Origin of the sequence: Staphylococcus sp. EG-SA-18 (genome assembly GCF_017151825.1) — a bacterium.
Classification (GTDB): domain Bacteria; phylum Bacillota; class Bacilli; order Staphylococcales; family Staphylococcaceae; genus Staphylococcus; species Staphylococcus aureus.
The window spans coordinates 1-17,844 of record NZ_JACYVY010000034.1 but is presented as its reverse complement, the minus strand read 5'-3'; the positions used below and the strand labels follow the sequence as shown (position 1 = coordinate 17,844).

19 protein-coding genes and 3 pseudogenes are annotated in these 17,844 nt (G+C 29.7%); 12 read left to right on the top strand and 10 right to left on the bottom strand.

Annotated features, from left to right (window positions below):
- Window positions 1-31 precede the first annotated feature (31 nt).
- Entirely contained in the window at window positions 32-1,288 is a 1,257-nt protein-coding gene (locus IDG66_RS09185) for an MrcB family domain-containing protein (RefSeq protein ID WP_000566666.1), read from the top strand.
- A gap of 339 nt (window positions 1,289-1,627) precedes the next feature.
- On the opposite strand, the pseudogene IDG66_RS14195 reads toward IDG66_RS09185, so the two are convergent.
- Window positions 1,628-2,667 (bottom strand): annotated as a pseudogene (locus IDG66_RS14195) (IS3 family transposase).
- Between the two features lie 375 nt (window positions 2,668-3,042).
- Between IDG66_RS14195 and seh the strand changes: the two are divergent.
- The 4 genes from seh (at window position 3,043) to IDG66_RS09155 (ending at window position 5,137) form a co-directional block, all read left to right on the top strand.
- Entirely contained in the window at window positions 3,043-3,768 is a 726-nt protein-coding gene (seh, locus tag IDG66_RS09165; RefSeq protein WP_000608674.1) for a staphylococcal enterotoxin type H, read from the top strand.
- A 307-nt stretch (window positions 3,769-4,075) separates the two neighbouring features.
- Entirely contained in the window at window positions 4,076-4,228 is a 153-nt protein-coding gene (locus IDG66_RS14315; protein ID WP_106889220.1) for an exotoxin OB-fold domain-containing protein, read from the top strand.
- The gene (locus IDG66_RS14310) at window positions 4,209-4,523 is read left to right on the top strand and encodes an exotoxin beta-grasp domain-containing protein (protein WP_366598511.1); all 315 of its coding nucleotides are present in this window, start codon (window positions 4,209-4,211) and stop codon (window positions 4,521-4,523) included. Before IDG66_RS14315 ends, IDG66_RS14310 begins: the two co-directional genes overlap by 20 nt.
- 140 nt (window positions 4,524-4,663) lie before the next feature.
- Window positions 4,664-5,137, top strand: a complete 474-nt coding sequence (locus IDG66_RS09155) for a GNAT family N-acetyltransferase (RefSeq protein ID WP_000455974.1) — start codon at window positions 4,664-4,666, stop codon at window positions 5,135-5,137.
- A gap of 189 nt (window positions 5,138-5,326) precedes the next feature.
- Here IDG66_RS09155 and IDG66_RS14305 read toward each other — a convergent pair.
- The 4 genes and pseudogenes from IDG66_RS14305 to cstR form a co-directional block, all read right to left on the bottom strand.
- A pseudogene (locus tag IDG66_RS14305) lies at window positions 5,327-5,479 on the bottom strand (tRNA dihydrouridine synthase); the annotation flags it as partial.
- Between the two features lie 24 nt (window positions 5,480-5,503).
- Complete coding sequence (locus tag IDG66_RS09145; protein ID WP_031867549.1) at window positions 5,504-5,590, bottom strand: hypothetical protein; 87 nt, start codon at window positions 5,588-5,590, stop codon at window positions 5,504-5,506.
- Between the two features lie 97 nt (window positions 5,591-5,687).
- Window positions 5,688-6,443, bottom strand: a complete 756-nt coding sequence (locus IDG66_RS09140; protein WP_000355844.1) for a sulfite exporter TauE/SafE family protein — start codon at window positions 6,441-6,443, stop codon at window positions 5,688-5,690.
- Window positions 6,443-6,703 carry a persulfide-sensing transcriptional repressor CstR gene (gene cstR, locus IDG66_RS09135; RefSeq protein ID WP_001105087.1) on the bottom strand — a complete coding sequence of 87 codons (261 nt, stop codon included), beginning with the start codon at window positions 6,701-6,703 and terminating at the stop codon, window positions 6,443-6,445. The genes IDG66_RS09140 and cstR overlap by 1 nt, the downstream gene beginning before the upstream one ends.
- A gap of 136 nt (window positions 6,704-6,839) precedes the next feature.
- On the opposite strand from cstR, the gene cstA reads away from it, so the two are divergent.
- The 3 genes from cstA to sqr are packed head-to-tail and all read left to right on the top strand — an operon-like array spanning window position 6,840 to window position 10,484.
- Window positions 6,840-7,907, top strand: coding sequence for a persulfide response sulfurtransferase CstA (gene cstA, locus IDG66_RS09130; protein WP_000816129.1), 1,068 nt, complete (start codon window positions 6,840-6,842; stop codon window positions 7,905-7,907).
- 30 nt (window positions 7,908-7,937) lie between these two features.
- Window positions 7,938-9,272: a persulfide dioxygenase-sulfurtransferase CstB gene (gene cstB, locus IDG66_RS09125; RefSeq protein WP_000465472.1), complete on the top strand. Its 1,335-nt coding sequence runs from the start codon at window positions 7,938-7,940 to the stop codon at window positions 9,270-9,272.
- Between the two features lie 18 nt (window positions 9,273-9,290).
- A complete protein-coding gene (gene sqr, locus IDG66_RS09120) occupies window positions 9,291-10,484 on the top strand; it encodes a type II sulfide:quinone oxidoreductase Sqr (RefSeq protein WP_001033018.1) in 1,194 nt (397 codons plus the stop codon).
- A 266-nt stretch (window positions 10,485-10,750) separates the two neighbouring features.
- Here the strand turns inward: sqr and IDG66_RS14275 are convergent.
- Window positions 10,751-10,965, bottom strand: a pseudogene (locus IDG66_RS14275) (universal stress protein); the annotation flags it as partial.
- 185 nt (window positions 10,966-11,150) lie between these two features.
- Window positions 11,151-12,137: a tRNA dihydrouridine synthase gene (locus IDG66_RS09115; RefSeq protein ID WP_000662031.1), complete on the bottom strand. Its 987-nt coding sequence runs from the start codon at window positions 12,135-12,137 to the stop codon at window positions 11,151-11,153.
- A 308-nt stretch (window positions 12,138-12,445) separates the two neighbouring features.
- On the opposite strand from IDG66_RS09115, the gene IDG66_RS09110 reads away from it, so the two are divergent.
- Together IDG66_RS09110 and IDG66_RS09105 are read left to right on the top strand one after the other, a co-directional pair.
- Window positions 12,446-12,649: a DUF6007 family protein gene (locus IDG66_RS09110; protein WP_000398679.1), complete on the top strand. Its 204-nt coding sequence runs from the start codon at window positions 12,446-12,448 to the stop codon at window positions 12,647-12,649.
- A gap of 48 nt (window positions 12,650-12,697) precedes the next feature.
- Window positions 12,698-12,994 (top strand): TfoX/Sxy family protein, encoded by a 297-nt coding sequence (locus tag IDG66_RS09105; protein WP_000201640.1) that lies wholly within the window; start codon window positions 12,698-12,700, stop codon window positions 12,992-12,994.
- 71 nt (window positions 12,995-13,065) lie between these two features.
- Here the strand turns inward: IDG66_RS09105 and IDG66_RS09100 are convergent, their stop codons facing one another.
- The gene (locus tag IDG66_RS09100) at window positions 13,066-14,286 is read right to left on the bottom strand and encodes an MFS transporter (protein ID WP_000130763.1); all 1,221 of its coding nucleotides are present in this window, start codon (window positions 14,284-14,286) and stop codon (window positions 13,066-13,068) included.
- Entirely contained in the window at window positions 14,279-14,830 is a 552-nt protein-coding gene (locus IDG66_RS09095; RefSeq protein ID WP_000627024.1) for a flavodoxin family protein, read from the bottom strand. Before IDG66_RS09095 ends, IDG66_RS09100 begins: the two co-directional genes overlap by 8 nt.
- 112 nt (window positions 14,831-14,942) lie before the next feature.
- On the opposite strand from IDG66_RS09095, the gene IDG66_RS09090 reads away from it, so the two are divergent.
- Window positions 14,943-15,803 carry a LysR family transcriptional regulator gene (locus IDG66_RS09090; RefSeq protein WP_001052510.1) on the top strand — a complete coding sequence of 287 codons (861 nt, stop codon included), beginning with the start codon at window positions 14,943-14,945 and terminating at the stop codon, window positions 15,801-15,803.
- 354 nt (window positions 15,804-16,157) lie between these two features.
- Here IDG66_RS09090 and IDG66_RS09085 read toward each other — a convergent pair whose 3' ends face one another.
- Complete coding sequence (locus tag IDG66_RS09085) at window positions 16,158-16,691, bottom strand: DUF4865 family protein (RefSeq protein WP_000543163.1); 534 nt, start codon at window positions 16,689-16,691, stop codon at window positions 16,158-16,160.
- A 90-nt stretch (window positions 16,692-16,781) separates the two neighbouring features.
- On the opposite strand from IDG66_RS09085, the gene IDG66_RS09080 reads away from it, so the two are divergent.
- Entirely contained in the window at window positions 16,782-17,525 is a 744-nt protein-coding gene (locus IDG66_RS09080) for a LysR family transcriptional regulator (RefSeq protein ID WP_001793250.1), read from the top strand.
- Window positions 17,526-17,844: the final 319 nt, after the last annotated feature.

The window sequence follows — 17,844 nt, the reverse complement described above, 5'->3', positions numbered from 1 at the left end:
TAATATATTTTATAATAGGAGCGAATTTCCAATGATAGACAACTTTAAACAGGTCCTTAAATTAATTAAAGAGAAACGTACCAATAATGTAGTTAAAAAATCTGATTGGGATAAAGGTGATCAATATAAAACTTTAGTCCATGATAAGTTACCCAAGCAGTTAAAAGCGCATATAAAAGAAGATAAATATTCAGTTGTAGGGAAGGTTGCTACTGGGAACTATAGTAAAGTTCCTTGGATTTCAATATATGATGAGAATATAACAAAAGAATCAAAGGATGGATATTATTTGGTATATCTTTTTCATCCAGAAGGAGAAGGCATATACTTATCTTTGAATCAAGGATGGTCAAAGATAAGTAATATGTTTCCGCGGGATAAAAATGCTGCAAAACAAAGAGCATTAACTTTATCTTCCGAACTCAATAAATATATTACATCAAATGAATTTAATACTGGAAGATTTTATTACGCAGAAAATAAAGATTCATCTTATGATTTAAAAAATGATTACCCATCAGGATATTCTCATGGATCAATAAGAATCAAATATTATGATTTGAATGAAGGGTTCACAGAAGAAGAAATGCTATATGATTTAAAGAAATTTTTAGAACTATTTAATGAATTAGCTTCAAAAGTTACAAAAACATTCTATGATGGCTTAGTCAATAGAATAGACGAAATACAGGAAGATAGTGAAATTGAAGAAATTAGAATAGCACAAATAGATAAGACACTCAAGCAAGTGGAAGCACCTAAAGGAGTAATTCCAAAATATAAAAAAGGTGTATCAAAGACTACTAAAAATGATTCAGAAATTGAAAAATCAAATAAAGAGAATAAATTAACCGGTAAAGTTGGAGAAAAATTAGCGCTAAAATACTTTAATGATCTAATTGATAATAAAATAGACGAAGATAAGAAAGAACAGTTTAGGAATATTTTAAATGATAATCCAGGCTCTCAACACGGTCATGGCTATGATTTAGTAGCTTTTGATCCAACAAATACAGATGAAGCTATAGAAAAATTTATTGAAATTAAAACATCTATATCTTCTAATATTGAGGAACCATTTTTTATGTCGCTAAATGAAATGTTTGCTTTGAAAGAGTATAAGAAGAAATATTTAATATTAAGAATATTTAATGTTTCTGGTGAAGAACCACAATTTTATTTTATAGATCCGTATGCAAATTATTCTGAATTTAAAGATGTAGATGATCTCATTGATAAAGTATTTAATGTAGAAGCTATTCAATATAAAGTTTTTGGCGAAAAATGATTACTTGAACAAGAGCTAAAATAGTGATCTAATAAAATATAGAAACTGTAATTTAAATAAAACTTTCTAAATAAGCTAACTGATAAAAAATCAGTTTGTCCACAGTCTGAAACAAGATTCCTATATTCTTTAGGAATCTTGTTTTTTCTATTTTTATGGTGATAAAGAGCAGATAAGATAATGTGGAATAATCACAAAAAGTTAAATATTTTAAGTTTTGTTTAATTATTAATGATTTTACATTTAGATTGTCAAATTAAGCTGGACAGTTTAACATCTTCGATGAAACTCATAAATACTTCCAATTGGTATTCTATAACCTGGTATGTCAACATTTTTTTAGACATTTTTCATATGTAGATTTTTAAATGCCACTGGCGTCAAATACTGTAATGAAGAATGTAGTCTAAAATTGTTATACCAATTTACATAATCAAATAATTCTGTTTCTAACTGTTCTAAGTTTTCAAATTACATTTGTTTTACAAATTCAGATCTCATTGCTTTCATCGTTGCTTCCGCAACTGCGTTATCATAAGGACAACTTTTGGTACTTAATGAACATTTGATTTTAAAGGATTCTAGGACTTCATCTATCAAATGATTATCAAAGTCTTTGCCTCTATCGGTATGGAACAGGTTGATTTGTTCAAGATTATGATTTATTCTGCTGATTGCTTTTGATACTAAATTTGCGTCCTTATTTTTACCTGCACTGTAACCAACAATTTCTCTATTAAATAGATCTATAAATAAACATATGTAATGCCATGTTCCTGCGACTTTTACATATGTCAAATCACTTACTAATGTCTCCATTGGTTGTTCTCTATTAAAAGCGCGATTCAAATGATTTTTAATTCGTTTTTCATTAGTTTCTTTTGGATAATTTTTGTATTTAGCTTTCGTATAAACAGAAACTAGATTATGTTTTTTCATGATACGAGCTATCTTTCGTCTTGCACCAAAGACTTTTCTATTAGAATTAAAAATATTTATGACAGCACGTTCTACGTTTGAATCATCTTTAGTGATTTTATTATCTTTTCTTTTTATAGAATCATAATAGGTACTTCTTGGTATTTTTAGGACTTTACACATTGCCGGAACTGAATATTGATGTGCATTCTTTTGAATGACTTCTATTTTCGTCCTATGATCAGCGCTGCTTGCTTTAAAATATCGTTCTCCATTTTTATATGTTGAACTTCATTGCCTAATTTAATCAGCTCTTTTTCTTCATCTGTTAAGCTATCTTGATGATTGAATCAACCTGTGTTTTGATGTTGCTTTATCCATTTCCCTAACGCGGAAGGTGTTAAATCATACTCGCGTATAATTTCATTCCTAGGCTTACCATTTTTATATAATCTAACCATTTATAACTTAAAATTTGAACTAAATGATCTTCTTTCTCTAGTCATAATAAAATCGCCTACTTTCTTAAATTAACAAAATCTACTCTCATAGAATGTGTCCAATTAAGTGTAGACGATTCATTGTTCACCTCAATAAAATTATGTCTAGGTTTTTAAAAAATGTACATTATTAAACTATCATTTCCATTCTAACTACTATAGCAACTGATATCTATGAATATAAATCTTTTAATATTGGTTTAATATAAATATTCCATTTCTAGAAACCTATATTTTATGTTTGTATAAATTCATAAATTGTTCGAAATTTATATATTAAAAGTTGTTTTTGTTGTTTTATAATTAAGTTAATGAAATATATTGAGGAGTTTTAAAATGATTAATAAAATTAAAATATTATTTTCGTTTTTAGCATTATTACTTTCATTCACATCATATGCGAAAGCAGAAGATTTACACGATAAAAGTGAGTTAACAGATTTAGCTTTAGCTAATGCATATGGTCAATATAATCACCCATTCATTAAAGAAAATATTAAGAGTGATGAAATAAGTGGAGAAAAAGATTTAATATTTAGAAATCAAGGTGATAGTGGCAATGATTTGAGAGTAAAGTTTGCAACTGCTGATTTAGCTCAGAAGTTTAAAAATAAAAATGTAGATATATATGGGGCATCTTTTTATTATAAGTGTGAAAAAATAAGTGAAAATATTTCTGAATGTCTATATGGAGGTACAACACTAAATAGTGAAAAATTGGCACAGGAAAGGGTGATTGGTGCTAATGTTTGGGTAGATGGTATTCAAAAAGAAACAGAATTAATACGAACAAATAAGAAAAATGTGACATTGCAAGAATTAGATATAAAGATCAGAAAAATATTGTCCGATAAATATAAAATTTATTATAAAGACAGCGAAATAAGTAAAGGTCTAATTGAATTTGATATGAAAACTCCTAGAGATTACTCATTCGACATTTATGATTTAAAAGGAGAAAATGACTATGAGATAGATAAAATTTATGAAGACAATAAAACTTTAAAATCTGATGATATAAGTCATATTGATGTAAATCTATATACTAAGAAAAAAGTATAATCAATGAAAATTTCTAGATCAATGTTAGTGTTAATTGTCATGTCTTTTTTCCGTTATGGAATTCATTTAAGCATTTTTCTCAAACAAGTACATATACTCCAAAAGCAGAAACTCTAAAGAACAAGTCCGACTTAGATTTAACCGCGTTATATAATATTAAACCTGTATATTCAGAAAGTGAATTTCTTAAATTTTAAAGATAAAATTAAAACCAAGCAACTATTATATAATTATTTAATGTTATAATTAAATAATTGAATAAAGATAGTCTAAAAAAAGAGCTTAATAGTTCGGAAATTGCAAACACATTCAAAGGAAAAATGTAGATATATTCGGAGTACACTTTGGAGCAAATTGTGTTGGAGAAGCAGGTGAGAATAGCGCTTGTTTATATGGTGGAGTCACATTTCACGAAAAAATGAAAAACAACAAAAAAGTCAATAGGCATAAATGTATTTAAAAATGGATTTCAACAAAAAGGGTTTGTCATTACTACTGCTAAAATCAAACCCACAGCTCAAGAGCTAGATCTTAAAACGAGAAACAATATACAAAATCAATATAAAATGTATGATTCGGAAACTGGAGATATACAAAAAGGATATATAAAATTTCATTCTACTAAATCAAGTTTCTATTATGACTTATTTGATTTTAAGGTGAAAAAACGTGTGGATTTCTTAAAGTTCTATAATGACAATGAACTTATAAGTACCAAAAAATTACATATAGATATCTATTTGTTTAACAAGTAAATAATTGGAAACGTTTATTGATACCTTACAGCCATATGGGCAGACAAAATGTCAGTTTATCTTTTCATCAGTTGTGTAAATTACTTTGCAAAAACTTAGTAAGTGTGGGAAAGATTATTAACAGAGAGAAGTGACTTATTTTGGAATATAAATCTTACAACAAAATGAGTAATAATATTTTATCTATCTTGTTGAGTGATAAAAATTTCGATAATAAAATGGTAGTCTCAACAGGTAGTTACATTTTGTCTGAGTTGCCATGTATTGTTGCCTATAAAAATAATGATATCGCGGGGCTACTAACGTATAAAGTTTATGATGAGTATATTGAAATCATTTCTTTAGATAGTTTTGTAGAGAACAAGGGTATTGGTAGTCATTTGCTTGATTATGCTGAAATAATTGCCTCAGATATGAGTAAAAGAAGTATCAGTGTTATTACTACAAATGAAAATATTAAGGCACTTTATTTCTATCAAAAAAATAAATATAGAATCACAGACGTTATTTTTGATGCTGTAACAGAAGCTAGGAAAATAAAGCCGTCGATTCCTACAATTGATAAAAATGGCATTGAAATTAGAGATGAAATTGTTTTGACAAAATATTTGTAATATATAAATATACGTTGTTTTAAATCACCCTAGTTCATACCAAAAAGACTTTAACACAAACAAAAAAGGAGGAAACTTAAATTCCTCCTTGACCCTCATTTCATCTATAATTCTATTTTAACGTCTTCGTCCATTTGGGCTTCAAATTCATCTAGTAGTGCTCGTGCTTCTGCAATTGATTGTGTGTTCATCAATGCCATATTTTTCTGCAAGTTCAAGTCCTGTTTTTCTATCGGGAATATCACCGTTAATTGTTAACAATGTATTTGGTGCAATTTCGTCACGTAAATTTTTAATAGCTTCGATTAATTCCCAATGTGCATCTACTTTACTAATGCGTTTGATAAAAACTTAAATAATATTAATTCAATCATCAGTGGCATTAAATCTTTTATCATTTTTAGTTATAGTTGATAAATTTATATTTATAAGCATATATGGATATTTCATCAAAAATTTTTATTTATATAAATCCGAACTGCATACATATTTGTTTAAATAAGAGGTATTATTTTTCGGGAAATTGCTGTCTGAGTTAAAAGGATTAGTTTTATAAAATGAGTTGAATTATAGCAAAAACGATTAAAATACTGATAATCCATTTTTGTATTATGTTAGGGACTTTTTTACTTAATTTTAACCCTATTGGAGCAAATATAATACTCCCTATTATAAGGAATAAGGCGTCATATAAAGGGATATAACCTTGAATAAGTTTGATGACAAAAGCACCAATTGAAGATATAAAAGCAATTACTATACTATTAGCGACTACAGTATTCATTGGTAATTTGAATAAAACCAATAATATAGGAATAATAATGAAGGCACCACCTGCACCTACTATACCTGAAATAATACCAATGAAAAGGCCAATGATAACTAATAAATATTTATTAAATGAAGACTTTTCGGAACTAGGTTTCACTTTAATAAACATTAATGTTAATGCAAGTAAAGCAATAATGATATATACCGTATTTACAAATGTAGCATCAAATAAATTTGCTAGAAATGCACCTAACATACTCCCTATAATCATGCCGCCACCCATATAAAGAACTAATTGTGGCGAGAACTCTGTTTTTTTTCGAGCTTTTAATGAGCCACTTAATGTACTGAAAAAGACTTGGCTAGAAGTAAGACCTGATGCGATATATGCGCTATATGCAGGGGCTCCGAATAATGGTGGTAATAATAAAATAGCTGGATAAATAATGATAGCACCACCTACGCCTACTAGACCAGATATGAACCCACCGAATACCCCAATGAGTAACATGATAACTATATTAACAATATCCATTACTTACTTTTCACCAATAAGTTTACAGCTTCATTAATTAACTCTTGGGAGCTTTCTTCATCATCCGCAGCTGCTTTTACACATTCTATTAAATTCTCACTAATAATGATACCCATCAAGCGTTGGAGTGAACTCTTTGATGCACTTATTTGTGTAATGACATCTTTACAGTCTTTTCCTTCCTCCATCATTTTAATAATTCCATTTAGTTGCCCTTGTATTCTATTAATACGATTAATCATTTTTTTATCATAATTCATAGTCATACCTCCACTTTTAATTGAATAAAAATATATTAATAGATAAACACAAATGTGTCAAATACCCCTAGAGGTATTTGACAAGTTCCATCCAACTGTTTAAAATACCCCTACAGGTATTTTTAGGGAGGTTATTATGAAACAATACGGAGAAAAGTTTATCGATGAATTTAGTAAAGCAGAATTGGAAAAACTAGCCAAGCAAGGGCAATTAATTGACGTTAGAACAGAAGAGGAGTATGCATTAGGACATATCAATGGTTCCATACTTCATCCTGTTGATGAGATTGAGTCATTCAATAAAGAAAAAAATAAAACCTATTATGTAATCTGTAGAAGTGGTAACAGAAGTGCTAATGCTAGTAAATATTTAGCTAAACAAGGTTATAACGTTATAAATCTTGATGGTGGTTATAAAGCTTATGAAGAAGAAAACGATAGTTATGATACACAAGAAGAATATAAAAGTATAGAAATTAAAGCAGATCGTAAACAATTTAACTATCGTGGTCTTCAATGTCCAGGGCCAATTGTAAAAATTAGTCAAGAAATGAAGAATATTGAAGTAGGTGACCAAATTGAAGTCAAAGTCACAGACCCTGGATTCCCTAGTGACATTAAAAGTTGGGTGAAACAAACAAGGCATACTTTAGTTAAGCTTGATGAAAATAACAATGGAATTAATGCGATTATTCAAAAAGAAAAAGCAAAAGATTTAGATATAAATTATTCTGCTAAAGGTACTACAATTGTATTATTTAGTGGAGAATTAGACAAAGCTGTAGCAGCGTTGATTATTGCAAATGGTGCTAGAGCTGCTGGAAAAGATGTAACTATCTTCTTTACTTTTTGGGGGCTTAATGCATTAAAAAAAGTGCAAACAGTTAATGTTAAAAAGCAAGGTATTGCAAAAATGTTTGATTTAATGTTGCCCAAAAAGAATATACGAATGCCTCTTTCCAAAATGAATATGTTTGGTTTAGGAAATATGATGATGCGCTACGTAATGAAAAAGAAAAATGTTGATTCATTACCAACACTTATCAATCAAGCTATTGAGCAAAATATCAAATTAATCGCTTGTACGATGAGTATGGATGTCATGGGTATTCAGAAAGAAGAACTTAGAGATGAAGTTGAGTACGGTGGTGTAGGCACTTATATTGGTGCTACTGAAAATGCGAATCATAATTTATTTATCTAATTAAATCTATTAATAAAAGGAGTTGTTATCATGTTTTTTAAACAGTTTTACGATAATCATTTATCTCAAGCATCATATTTAGTGGGTTGTCAACGTACAGGAGAGGCAATAATAATAGACCCTGTTCGTGATTTATCGAAATATATAGAAGTTGCAGATTCTGAAGGTTTAACAATTACACAAGCTACAGAAACACATATTCATGCTGATTTTGCTTCAGGAATTCGTGATGTGGCTAAACGCTTAAATGCAAATATATATGTGTCTGGCGAAGGTGAAGATGCATTAGGGTATAAAAATATGCCATCAAAAACACAATTTGTTAAACATGGAGATATCATTCAAGTAGGCAATGTTAAATTAGAAGTTCTGCATACTCCAGGACACACGCCTGAAAGTATTAGCTTTTTACTCACTGATTTAGGTGGTGGTTCAAGTGTTCCGATGGGATTATTTAGTGGTGACTTTATTTTTGTTGGTGATATAGGTAGACCTGATTTATTAGAAAAATCTGTTCAAATAAAGGGTTCTACAGAAATTAGCGCGAAACAAATGTATGAGTCCGTTCAAAATATTAAAAATTTACCAGACTATGTTCAAATCTGGCCGGGTCATGGTGCTGGAAGCCCTTGTGGTAAAGCATTAGGTGCCATACCTATATCTACAATAGGTTATGAGAAAATTAATAACTGGGCATTTAATGAAATTGATGAGACTAAATTTATTGAATCATTAACATCAAATCAACCAGCACCACCGCATCATTTTGCACAAATGAAACAAGTTAATCAGTTTGGTATGAATTTATATCAATCATATGATGTTTATCCTAGTTTAGATAATAAGAGAGTAGCATTTGATCTTCGTAGCAAAGAGGCCTTTCACGGTGGCCACACAAAAGGAACAATCAATATACCATACAACAAAAACTTTATTAATCAAATTGGTTGGTACTTAGATTTTGAAAAAGATATAGATTTAATTGGAGATAAATCTACTGTTGAGAAAGCGAAACACACTTTACAATTAATTGGGTTTGATAAGGTAGCAGGCTATCGTTTGCCAAAATCAGGCATTTCAACCCAGTCCGTTCATAGCGCTGATATGACAGGTAAAGAAGAACATGTATTAGACGTACGTAATGATGAAGAGTGGAATAATGGACACTTAGATCAAGCAGTTAATATTCCGCATGGTAAATTATTAAATGAAAATATTCCTTTTAATAAAGAGGATAAAATATATGTACATTGTCAGTCAGGTGTTAGAAGTTCAATTGCAGTGGGTATATTGGAAAGCAAAGGTTTTGAAAATGTGGTGAATATTAGAGAAGGCTATCAAGATTTTCCAGAATCATTAAAATAATTTAAGGATGTGGAAAAAATGAATAAGCATTATCAAATTGTTATTATTGGTGGCGGTACAGCAGGTGTTACCGTAGCATCAAGACTATTAAGAAAAAATCAAAACTTAAAAGAGAAAATAGCAATTATAGATCCAGCAGACCATCATTACTATCAACCATTATGGACGTTGGTTGGTGCAGGGGTATCTAGTTTGAAAAGTTCTCGTAAAGATATGGAAAGTGTTATACCTGAAGGTGCTAACTGGATAAAACAGGCTGTTTCAAGTTTTCAACCTGAAAATAATAGCGTTATTTTAGGAGATAATACAGTCGTTTATTATGATTTTTTAGTAGTAGCTCCAGGATTACAGATTAATTGGTCTTCAATTAAAGGACTAAAAGAAAATATAGGTAAAAATGGTGTTTGCTCTAACTATTCACCTGACTATGTTAACGAAACTTGGAACCAAATTTCTAATTTTAAACAAGGAAATGCCATTTTTACGCATCCAAACACTCCTATAAAGTGTGGAGGTGCGCCTATGAAAATTATGTATTTAGCTGAAGATTATTTTAGGAAACATAAAATCCGTTCTAACGCTAATGTGATATATGCAACGCCAAAAGATGCTTTATTTGACGTAGGAAAATATAATAAAGAATTAGAAAGGATTGTTGAAGAAAGAAATATAACAGTCAATTATAATTATAACCTTGTTGAAATCGACGGTGACAAAAAAGTGGCTACATTCGAACATATCAAAGCATACGATAGAAAAACAATAAGTTATGATATGTTACATGTAACACCACCTATGGGTCCCTTAGATGTAGTAAAAGAAAGTACACTTTCAGATAGTGAGGGTTGGGTAGATGTTAACCCAACCACATTACAGCATAAAAGCTACTCTAATGTATTTGCACTTGGTGATGCTTCAAATGTACCTACTTCAAAAACAGGCGCAGCTATTCGTAAGCAAGCACCTATCGTCGCTAATAATTTATTGCAAGTGATGAATAATCAAATGTTAACGCATCATTATGATGGTTATACTTCATGCCCTATTGTTACTGGATATAATAGGTTAATACTTGCAGAGTTTGATTATAATAAAAATACTAAAGAAACAATGCCGTTTAATCAGGCCAAAGAACGTAGAAGTATGTATATATTTAAGAAAGATTTATTACCTAAAATGTATTGGTACGGCATGCTAAAAGGATTAATATAATAAAGTACAGAAAACAATAAATTTTTAATGAAAAATCTTTTACTATAAAAGATTAAGTATTTAAATGACGTGTCAGTGTTGTGTTTATATGTCGTGAATTTTTAGCTCTAAATAGTATAAGATTGAAAAAGTTGTTACTGTTTTAAATGATCACGATGAAGTCATTCAATAAGAATGATTATGAAAATAGAAACAGCAGTAAGATATTTTCTAATTGAAAATCATCTCACTGCTGTTTTTTAAAGGTTTATACCTCATCCTCTAAATTATTTAAAAATAATTAATGGTATTTGAGCACGTTTAGCGACTTTATGACTGACATTACCAATTTCCATTTCTTGCCAGATATTCAAACCACGTGTACTCAAAATGATAGCTTGGTATGTACCTCCAATAGTAATTTCAATAACTTTGTCTGTTGAACACTAAGAGCAATTTTAATTTCATAATGTGTTGTAAACATTTTTTTTGATTGGAGTTTTTTTCTGAGTTAAACGATATCCTGATGTATTTTTAATTTTGCACCATTTCCAAAAGGATAAGTGACATAAGTAAAAAGGCATCATCGGGAGTTATCCTATCAGGAAAACCAAGATAATACCTAAGTAGAAAGTGTTCAATCCGTGTTAAATTGGGAAATATCATCCATAAACTTTATTACTCATACTATAATTCAATTTTAACGTCTTCGTCCATTTGGGCTTCAAATTCATCTAGAAGTGCTCTTGCTTCTGCAATTGATTGTGTGTTCATCAATTGATGGCGAAGTTCGCTAGCGCCTCTTATGCCACGCACATAGATTTTAAAGAATCTACGCAAGCTCTTGAATTGTCGTATTTCATCTTTCTCATATTTGTTAAACAATGATAGATGCAATCTCAACAGATCTAATAGTTCTTTGCTTGTGTGTTCACGTGGTTCTTTTTCAAAAGCGAATGGATTGTGGAAAATGCCTCTACCAATCATGACGCCATCAATGCCATATTTTTCTGCCAGTTCAAGTCCTGTTTTTCTATCGGGAATATCACCGTTAATTGTTAACAATGTATTTGGTGCAATTTCGTCACGTAAATTTTTAATAGCTTCGATTAATTCCCAATGTGCATCTACTTTACTCATTTCTTTACGTGTACGAAGATGAATAGATAAATTGGCAATGTCTTGTTCGAAGACGTGCTTCAACCAATCTTTCCATTCATCGATTTCATAGTAGCCAAGGCGTGTTTTAACACTTACCGGAAGCCCACCTGCTTTAGTCGCTTGAATAATTTCGGCAGCAACGTCAGGTCTTAAGATTAAGCCGGAACCCTTACCCTTTTTAGCAACATTTGCTACAGGACATCCCATATTTAAGTCTATGCCTTTAAAGCCCATTTTAGCTAATTGAATACTCGTTTCACGGAACTGTTCTGGCTTATCTCCCCATATATGAGCGACCATCGGCTGTTCATCTTCACTAAAAGTTAAGCGTCCGCGCACACTATGTATGCCTTCAGGGTGGCAAAAGCTTTCAGTATTTGTAAATTCAGTGAAAAACACATCCGGTCTAGCTGCTTCACTTACAACGTGTCGAAAGACGATATCTGTAACGTCTTCCATTGGCGCCAAAATAAAAAATGGACGTGGTAATTCACTCCAAAAATTTTCTTTCATAATATATTTATACCCTCTTTATAATTAGTATCTCGATTTTTTATGCATGATGATATTACCACAAAAGCCTAACTTATACAAAAGGAATTTCAATAGATGCAACCATTTGAAAGGGAAGTCTAAGAGTAGTCTAAAATAAATGTTGTGGTAAGTTGATCAATACAAAGATCAAGGATTATAGTATTAAATTGTTCATTATTAATGATACACTACTTATGAATATGATTCAGAATTTTCTTTGGCTACTTTTACAGTAAAGCGATTTTTTAGTTATCTTATAACAAAGACAAATTTATAAAGGTGATATTATGGAAGGTTTAAAGCATTCTTTAAAAAGTTTAGGTTGGTGGGATTTATTTTTTGCGATACCTATTTTTCTGCTATTCGCATACCTTCCAAACTATAATTTTATAACTATATTTCTTAACATTGTTATCATTATTTTCTTTTCCATAGGTTTGATTTTAACTACGCATATAATTATAGATAAAATTAAGAGCAACACGAAATGAATCATTAATACGAATGTGATTAAACATAAAACTGAAGGAGCGATTACAATGGCGACTAAGAAAGATGTACATGATTTATTTTTAAATCATGTGAATTCAAACGCGGTTAAGACAAGAAAGATGATGGGAGAATATATTATTTATTATGATGGCGTGGTTATAGGTGGTTTGTATGATAATAGATTATTGGTCAAGGCGACTAAAAGTGCCCAGCAGAAATTGCAAGATAATACATTAGTTTCGCCATATCCAGGTTCTAAAGAAATGATATTAATTCTAGACTTTACCGAAGCAACAAATCTCACTGATTTATTTAAGACCATAAAAAATGATTTGAAAAAGTGAAGTAGTGAAGTGTGGGTGCAGAGAGAACTAAGCCCATCGATAAATGGTCGCTTGTTAAAGAAGAGTGACGGTCACTCTTCTTTATGTGCATATTTTATTTTGTCTGTTTTGTTAACAAGCAGCAGTGTAACAAATATGAGTAAGGATAAAATGAGTATAATATAGAAACCGAATTTATCATTAATTTCATTAATCCATCTTCCTAAAAATGGAGCAATGAAACTTTGCAGTAACAATGAAATTGACGTCCATATCGTAAATGAGCGACCGACATATTTATCTGAAACAGTGTTCATTATAGCTGTATTCATATAAATTCTGATTGATGAAATTGAGTAGCCTAGTATAAATGATCCTATGAATAAGTAAAATGCTGAGTTTATCCAAATAAATAGTGCTGAATTTATGACTAATATGAAATATAACAAAAATATCAATACTTTAGTTGAGATTTTCTTCGAAAGAATAGCTGAAATTAAACCTGCACATAATCCTCCAATGCCATATAACATATCTGAAAAACCAAATTGTACAGACGAAAGTTTTAAAACATTATAAACATATCCTGGTAATGATATGTTAAAGATCATTGTAAACACCATTGGTATGATTGAAATAACTCCAAAAATAAATATCATCATGTTGTCTTTTAAAAATTTCCATCCTAATAAATATTCTTGCAATAAGCTATTTGTTGATTCTTCCTCTGAATGAGTTGGTTTATCTACATGCAATCTAAATAACATAAAAATGCTGATTAGAAACATCATTATAGTCATCGCTATAATTAGAGTGAATCCATTTATTTTATATAATATTCCTGATAATCCACCTGCAATAAACATACCTGTTTGCAAACTAATCTCTAATAGAGAATTTGCATCTGTATATTGATCTGGTTTTAATATCTGTTTAACTAAACTTCTAGATGTTGCCATATACGTAGTCCAACCTATCCCATTAACAATCGCAAATCCAATCACTAAATAGGTCTCAAATCCTATCATTACGAGTGCTATGACAATGAGTAAATATAATATTACCTGAAGAAGATAGGTGATTAAAATAATATTTCGTCTATTATATTTATCGGCTAGTCCACCTATTATAGGAGAAGCTAAGAAACCGGATAATACATTTAAAGCTAACATAATACCTAATAGTTGGGAGTCGTTAGTTTTGTCGATTAAATACCAATTAGCCCCAACTGTACTAATTCCAACTCCGAATGCTGAAATTATTTCTGCTAAAAAGAACAATCTGAAGTTTTTAATTTTCAACAAATCAGTCATAAATATCACCTTTTTTCAATGCAAGATTTATATTTGCGAGCTCTTCTATAAATTGAGAGTCGTTTAAAATATCGAATGGTTTATTGCCTTCGCCGATCAAAAATCTATAGTTAGTAATATTCATAAACTCAAATATTAATTTGAATTGGTTGACTAAAGGTTGTGCTTTGGTATGCGGATTGTCGCCACCTATGATTAAAATCAAATACTTTTTTTGTGACATGATTTCTTTGAAGTTGTCTATTTGCGTATCTCGCAATGACTCGGTCCATCTATCAATGAAGAGTTTTAAAGACGCACTCATGGAGTACCAATAGAGTGGTGTTGAAAAAATAATAATATCTGATTCTAAAACTTTGATTAAAATTTGTTCGTAATCATCATTATGAAAGTTGGCACCTTTGCTATGACGATTATCTGTAACCTTTTCAATGTTGCTTTGATATAAATTCACAAAGTTGACTTTTAAATTCTTCAATAGATTCTCTACTGCGATAGCTGAATTGCCATCTTTTCTACTACTTCCAAATAAACAAGTAATCATAGTCATAACTCCTTTCGATTTACCTTTATAATAATATTTAATATATTATTATTAAATCAGAATTCTTAGAATTCAGGATTCGATAAAAGGGAACCCTAAAGGAGGTACTACTTTGAACTTAAACATTTTAAAATCATTTTTAGTAACTAGTGAAACAAAGAACCTTACTAAAGCATCAGAGTTACTTAACTATTCACAGTCAACTGTATCTACACATATTGAAAAATTAGAAAGGCAATTAGATGTTAAATTATTTTATAGAAAAAAATATGGTATGGAACTAACGGAAGAAGGCTTAGCATACGTTAAATACGCTAAAGTGATTTTAGATAGTAATAGCGAATACGAGAGAGAAATAAAAGGACTTTACAATAAGAAGGTAAATATAAGTATTAACATGCAAGAAAGTCAGTATTTGTATCGCTACTATAATAAGATTAGTGAATGGTTAGCTGAACACCCATATGTAAACTTGAAGTTTAAATCCGCACATTCTAATTTCTATATTAAAGAAGAAATTGCTAATTTCAAATCGGATATTAGCCTTATCACAGACGAAAAGATTATTAATAGTAACTTAACTGCTATTCCTATAACTGAAGAACGTTTAATATTTGTTACTAACAAAGAGATGAAAGATTTCAAATTAAACGATATTCAAAACCATACATTACTTGTTACTGAAAAAGGGTGTAGTTACAGAGAACAGTTAGAAATGATTTTATATAAATATAGCTTTTCAACAAAACAAATGATTGAATTTCTAGGAATTGAGTCATTAAAAAAACACTTGAAAAATTCAGGTGGGATTGCGCTATTGCCGGAATTTATTGTTGCAGATGAATTAGAAAATAAAAGTTTGTTTCAAATAGACGTAGATGTCGATATTCCGAATTTAGAAACAACATTGATAATTAATCCTGAATCGAATAAGCAAGTACTTGAATCTTTTGTAAAAGATGTTTTTTTATAATTATTGGTGAAAACGTGTAGTTATGGTGAAACTCAAAGATAATAATTTAAATGAGATGTTAATGAAAAAGTAATTCAATATAAAAACAGGTGATTTATATCTTTAATAAGGATTATTTCTAGTTGAAATTTCAAATTGCGGGCATTCATTTTCAAAATAGTAAAGAATTTAATAGATGAAAACCTTTGAATCATACTAGTTAGTATGGATTGATTAATATTTTAACCTGCTAAATGAGTAGCTTATGTATTTTAAATAGCTGTCATCTAGCAGGTTCTTTATTATTAATAAGTTCAGATAAATTATTTTAGTCTGTTTTCTAATGTTGATAATAATAACTTTAAATCTGTACTTTCATTGTGAGATATATAGTACATCATAAATTTTTATATTTGGATTGAGACTCTTTGGAAGATTTTCAATAAATGAATATTTCACAAACTTCCACTTATCAGGATTATAAATTATAATTTCTGCAACTGCATTATCGAAGATTCTAAACAATTTTTTGATTTCTATTTCTTTTAGAGATAAAGTAGGGAAAATGTCGATATATTCTTCAAGCGCATAAAGACTATGTTTAACAGAATCGGTTATGTTCATTGAATATATCACACCAATATTTATATTTTGCCATCCAAAAGAAGAAATAACATTATCATAAAATCCATTGAATATAAATTCAGTCATCCCCTCTGAACTTCTCCATAAATATAATGGTGAATAAGTATTTGTAATGCAATTAGTAGTTGTTTGACTTATTAAATAAGCTTTTATAATTAAATTTTTAAATCCATCAGTCTTATAACCATTTAATCGAACTCTATCTCTAATTATTTCCATATTGTAATCACTAGGCAACTTAACATGATATTGCATTGCATGCATTTAGCATACCCCCTTTTATAAAAAGGATAGCAATAATAAGTAAAATCTCATATTATCCAATTGTGATATAGTTATCATAAAAAGTGATAGGTGATTAAATTGAACTTTAATGATTTGGAAATTTTTATAACTGTATGTGAAGAAGCATCTATCAATAAAGCTGCAATTAAACTTAGATATGCACAATCTAATATATCTCAAAGAATTAGCAAGCTTGAAAATGAATTAGGTGTAGTTTTGCTTTTTAGAAATCAAAAAGGTGCTAAGGCAACTAAAGCAGGCGAAGAATTCTTAGCGTATAGCAAAAAAGTATTAAGAGATACAGAGACTATAAAAAATAAAATGAAAAATAATACTATGTCTATTTTATGCTCAGAACTGTTATTTAATTATTTATCTGAGAGCGAAGAAATTATGATGTCGAATAACTCAATTAATTTTATTTCTAGTGGAAATATTAGAAAAGCTATAGAAAAAAATAATTATGATAAGGTTATTTCATTCATAAAAATTAACGACTCAAATTATAGACTTAGTAATGTTGATACTATGAAAGTAACGCTTTACAGTAATGGAAGTAATTATGATAAAGAGGCTTTACTAATAAATAAAGATGAGTTTTGTCCTTTAAGGAAAATAACTTTAGATAATAAGCTTGATTCACAACGGGTAATGGAAATTGATTCATTGGCAGCAATAATAAACTTAGTTAAACAAGGAAAAGGAAAGGCTTTATTACCTATGACTTTTGAGAATAAAAGAGATATAGTACAGGACATTTCTAAGATATTTGAAGTTAACTACTATACTTATAATCATATTATGCATCATTAATTGAAAGTTGATTGAGTTTAAATTACAGGAACGATTTTAAAAGTCTAGTAGTTAGAATGAGCGATGTGACAGAAAAGAAATTATGCCTTTTATTTTGTAAATTCGTTGTTTTAAAGTAAAGGTCCTTGTAGTATAGGAAAAAGTGGATGACTTCTCCGCCTTTACCACCCTTTCAAGCATAATGATAACTGCTAGTCAAGTCCAGACTCCTGTGTAAAATGCTATACAATGTTTTTACCATTTCTACTTATCAAAATTGATGTATTTTCTTGAAGAATAAATCCATTCATCATGTAGGTCCATAAGAACGGCTCCAATT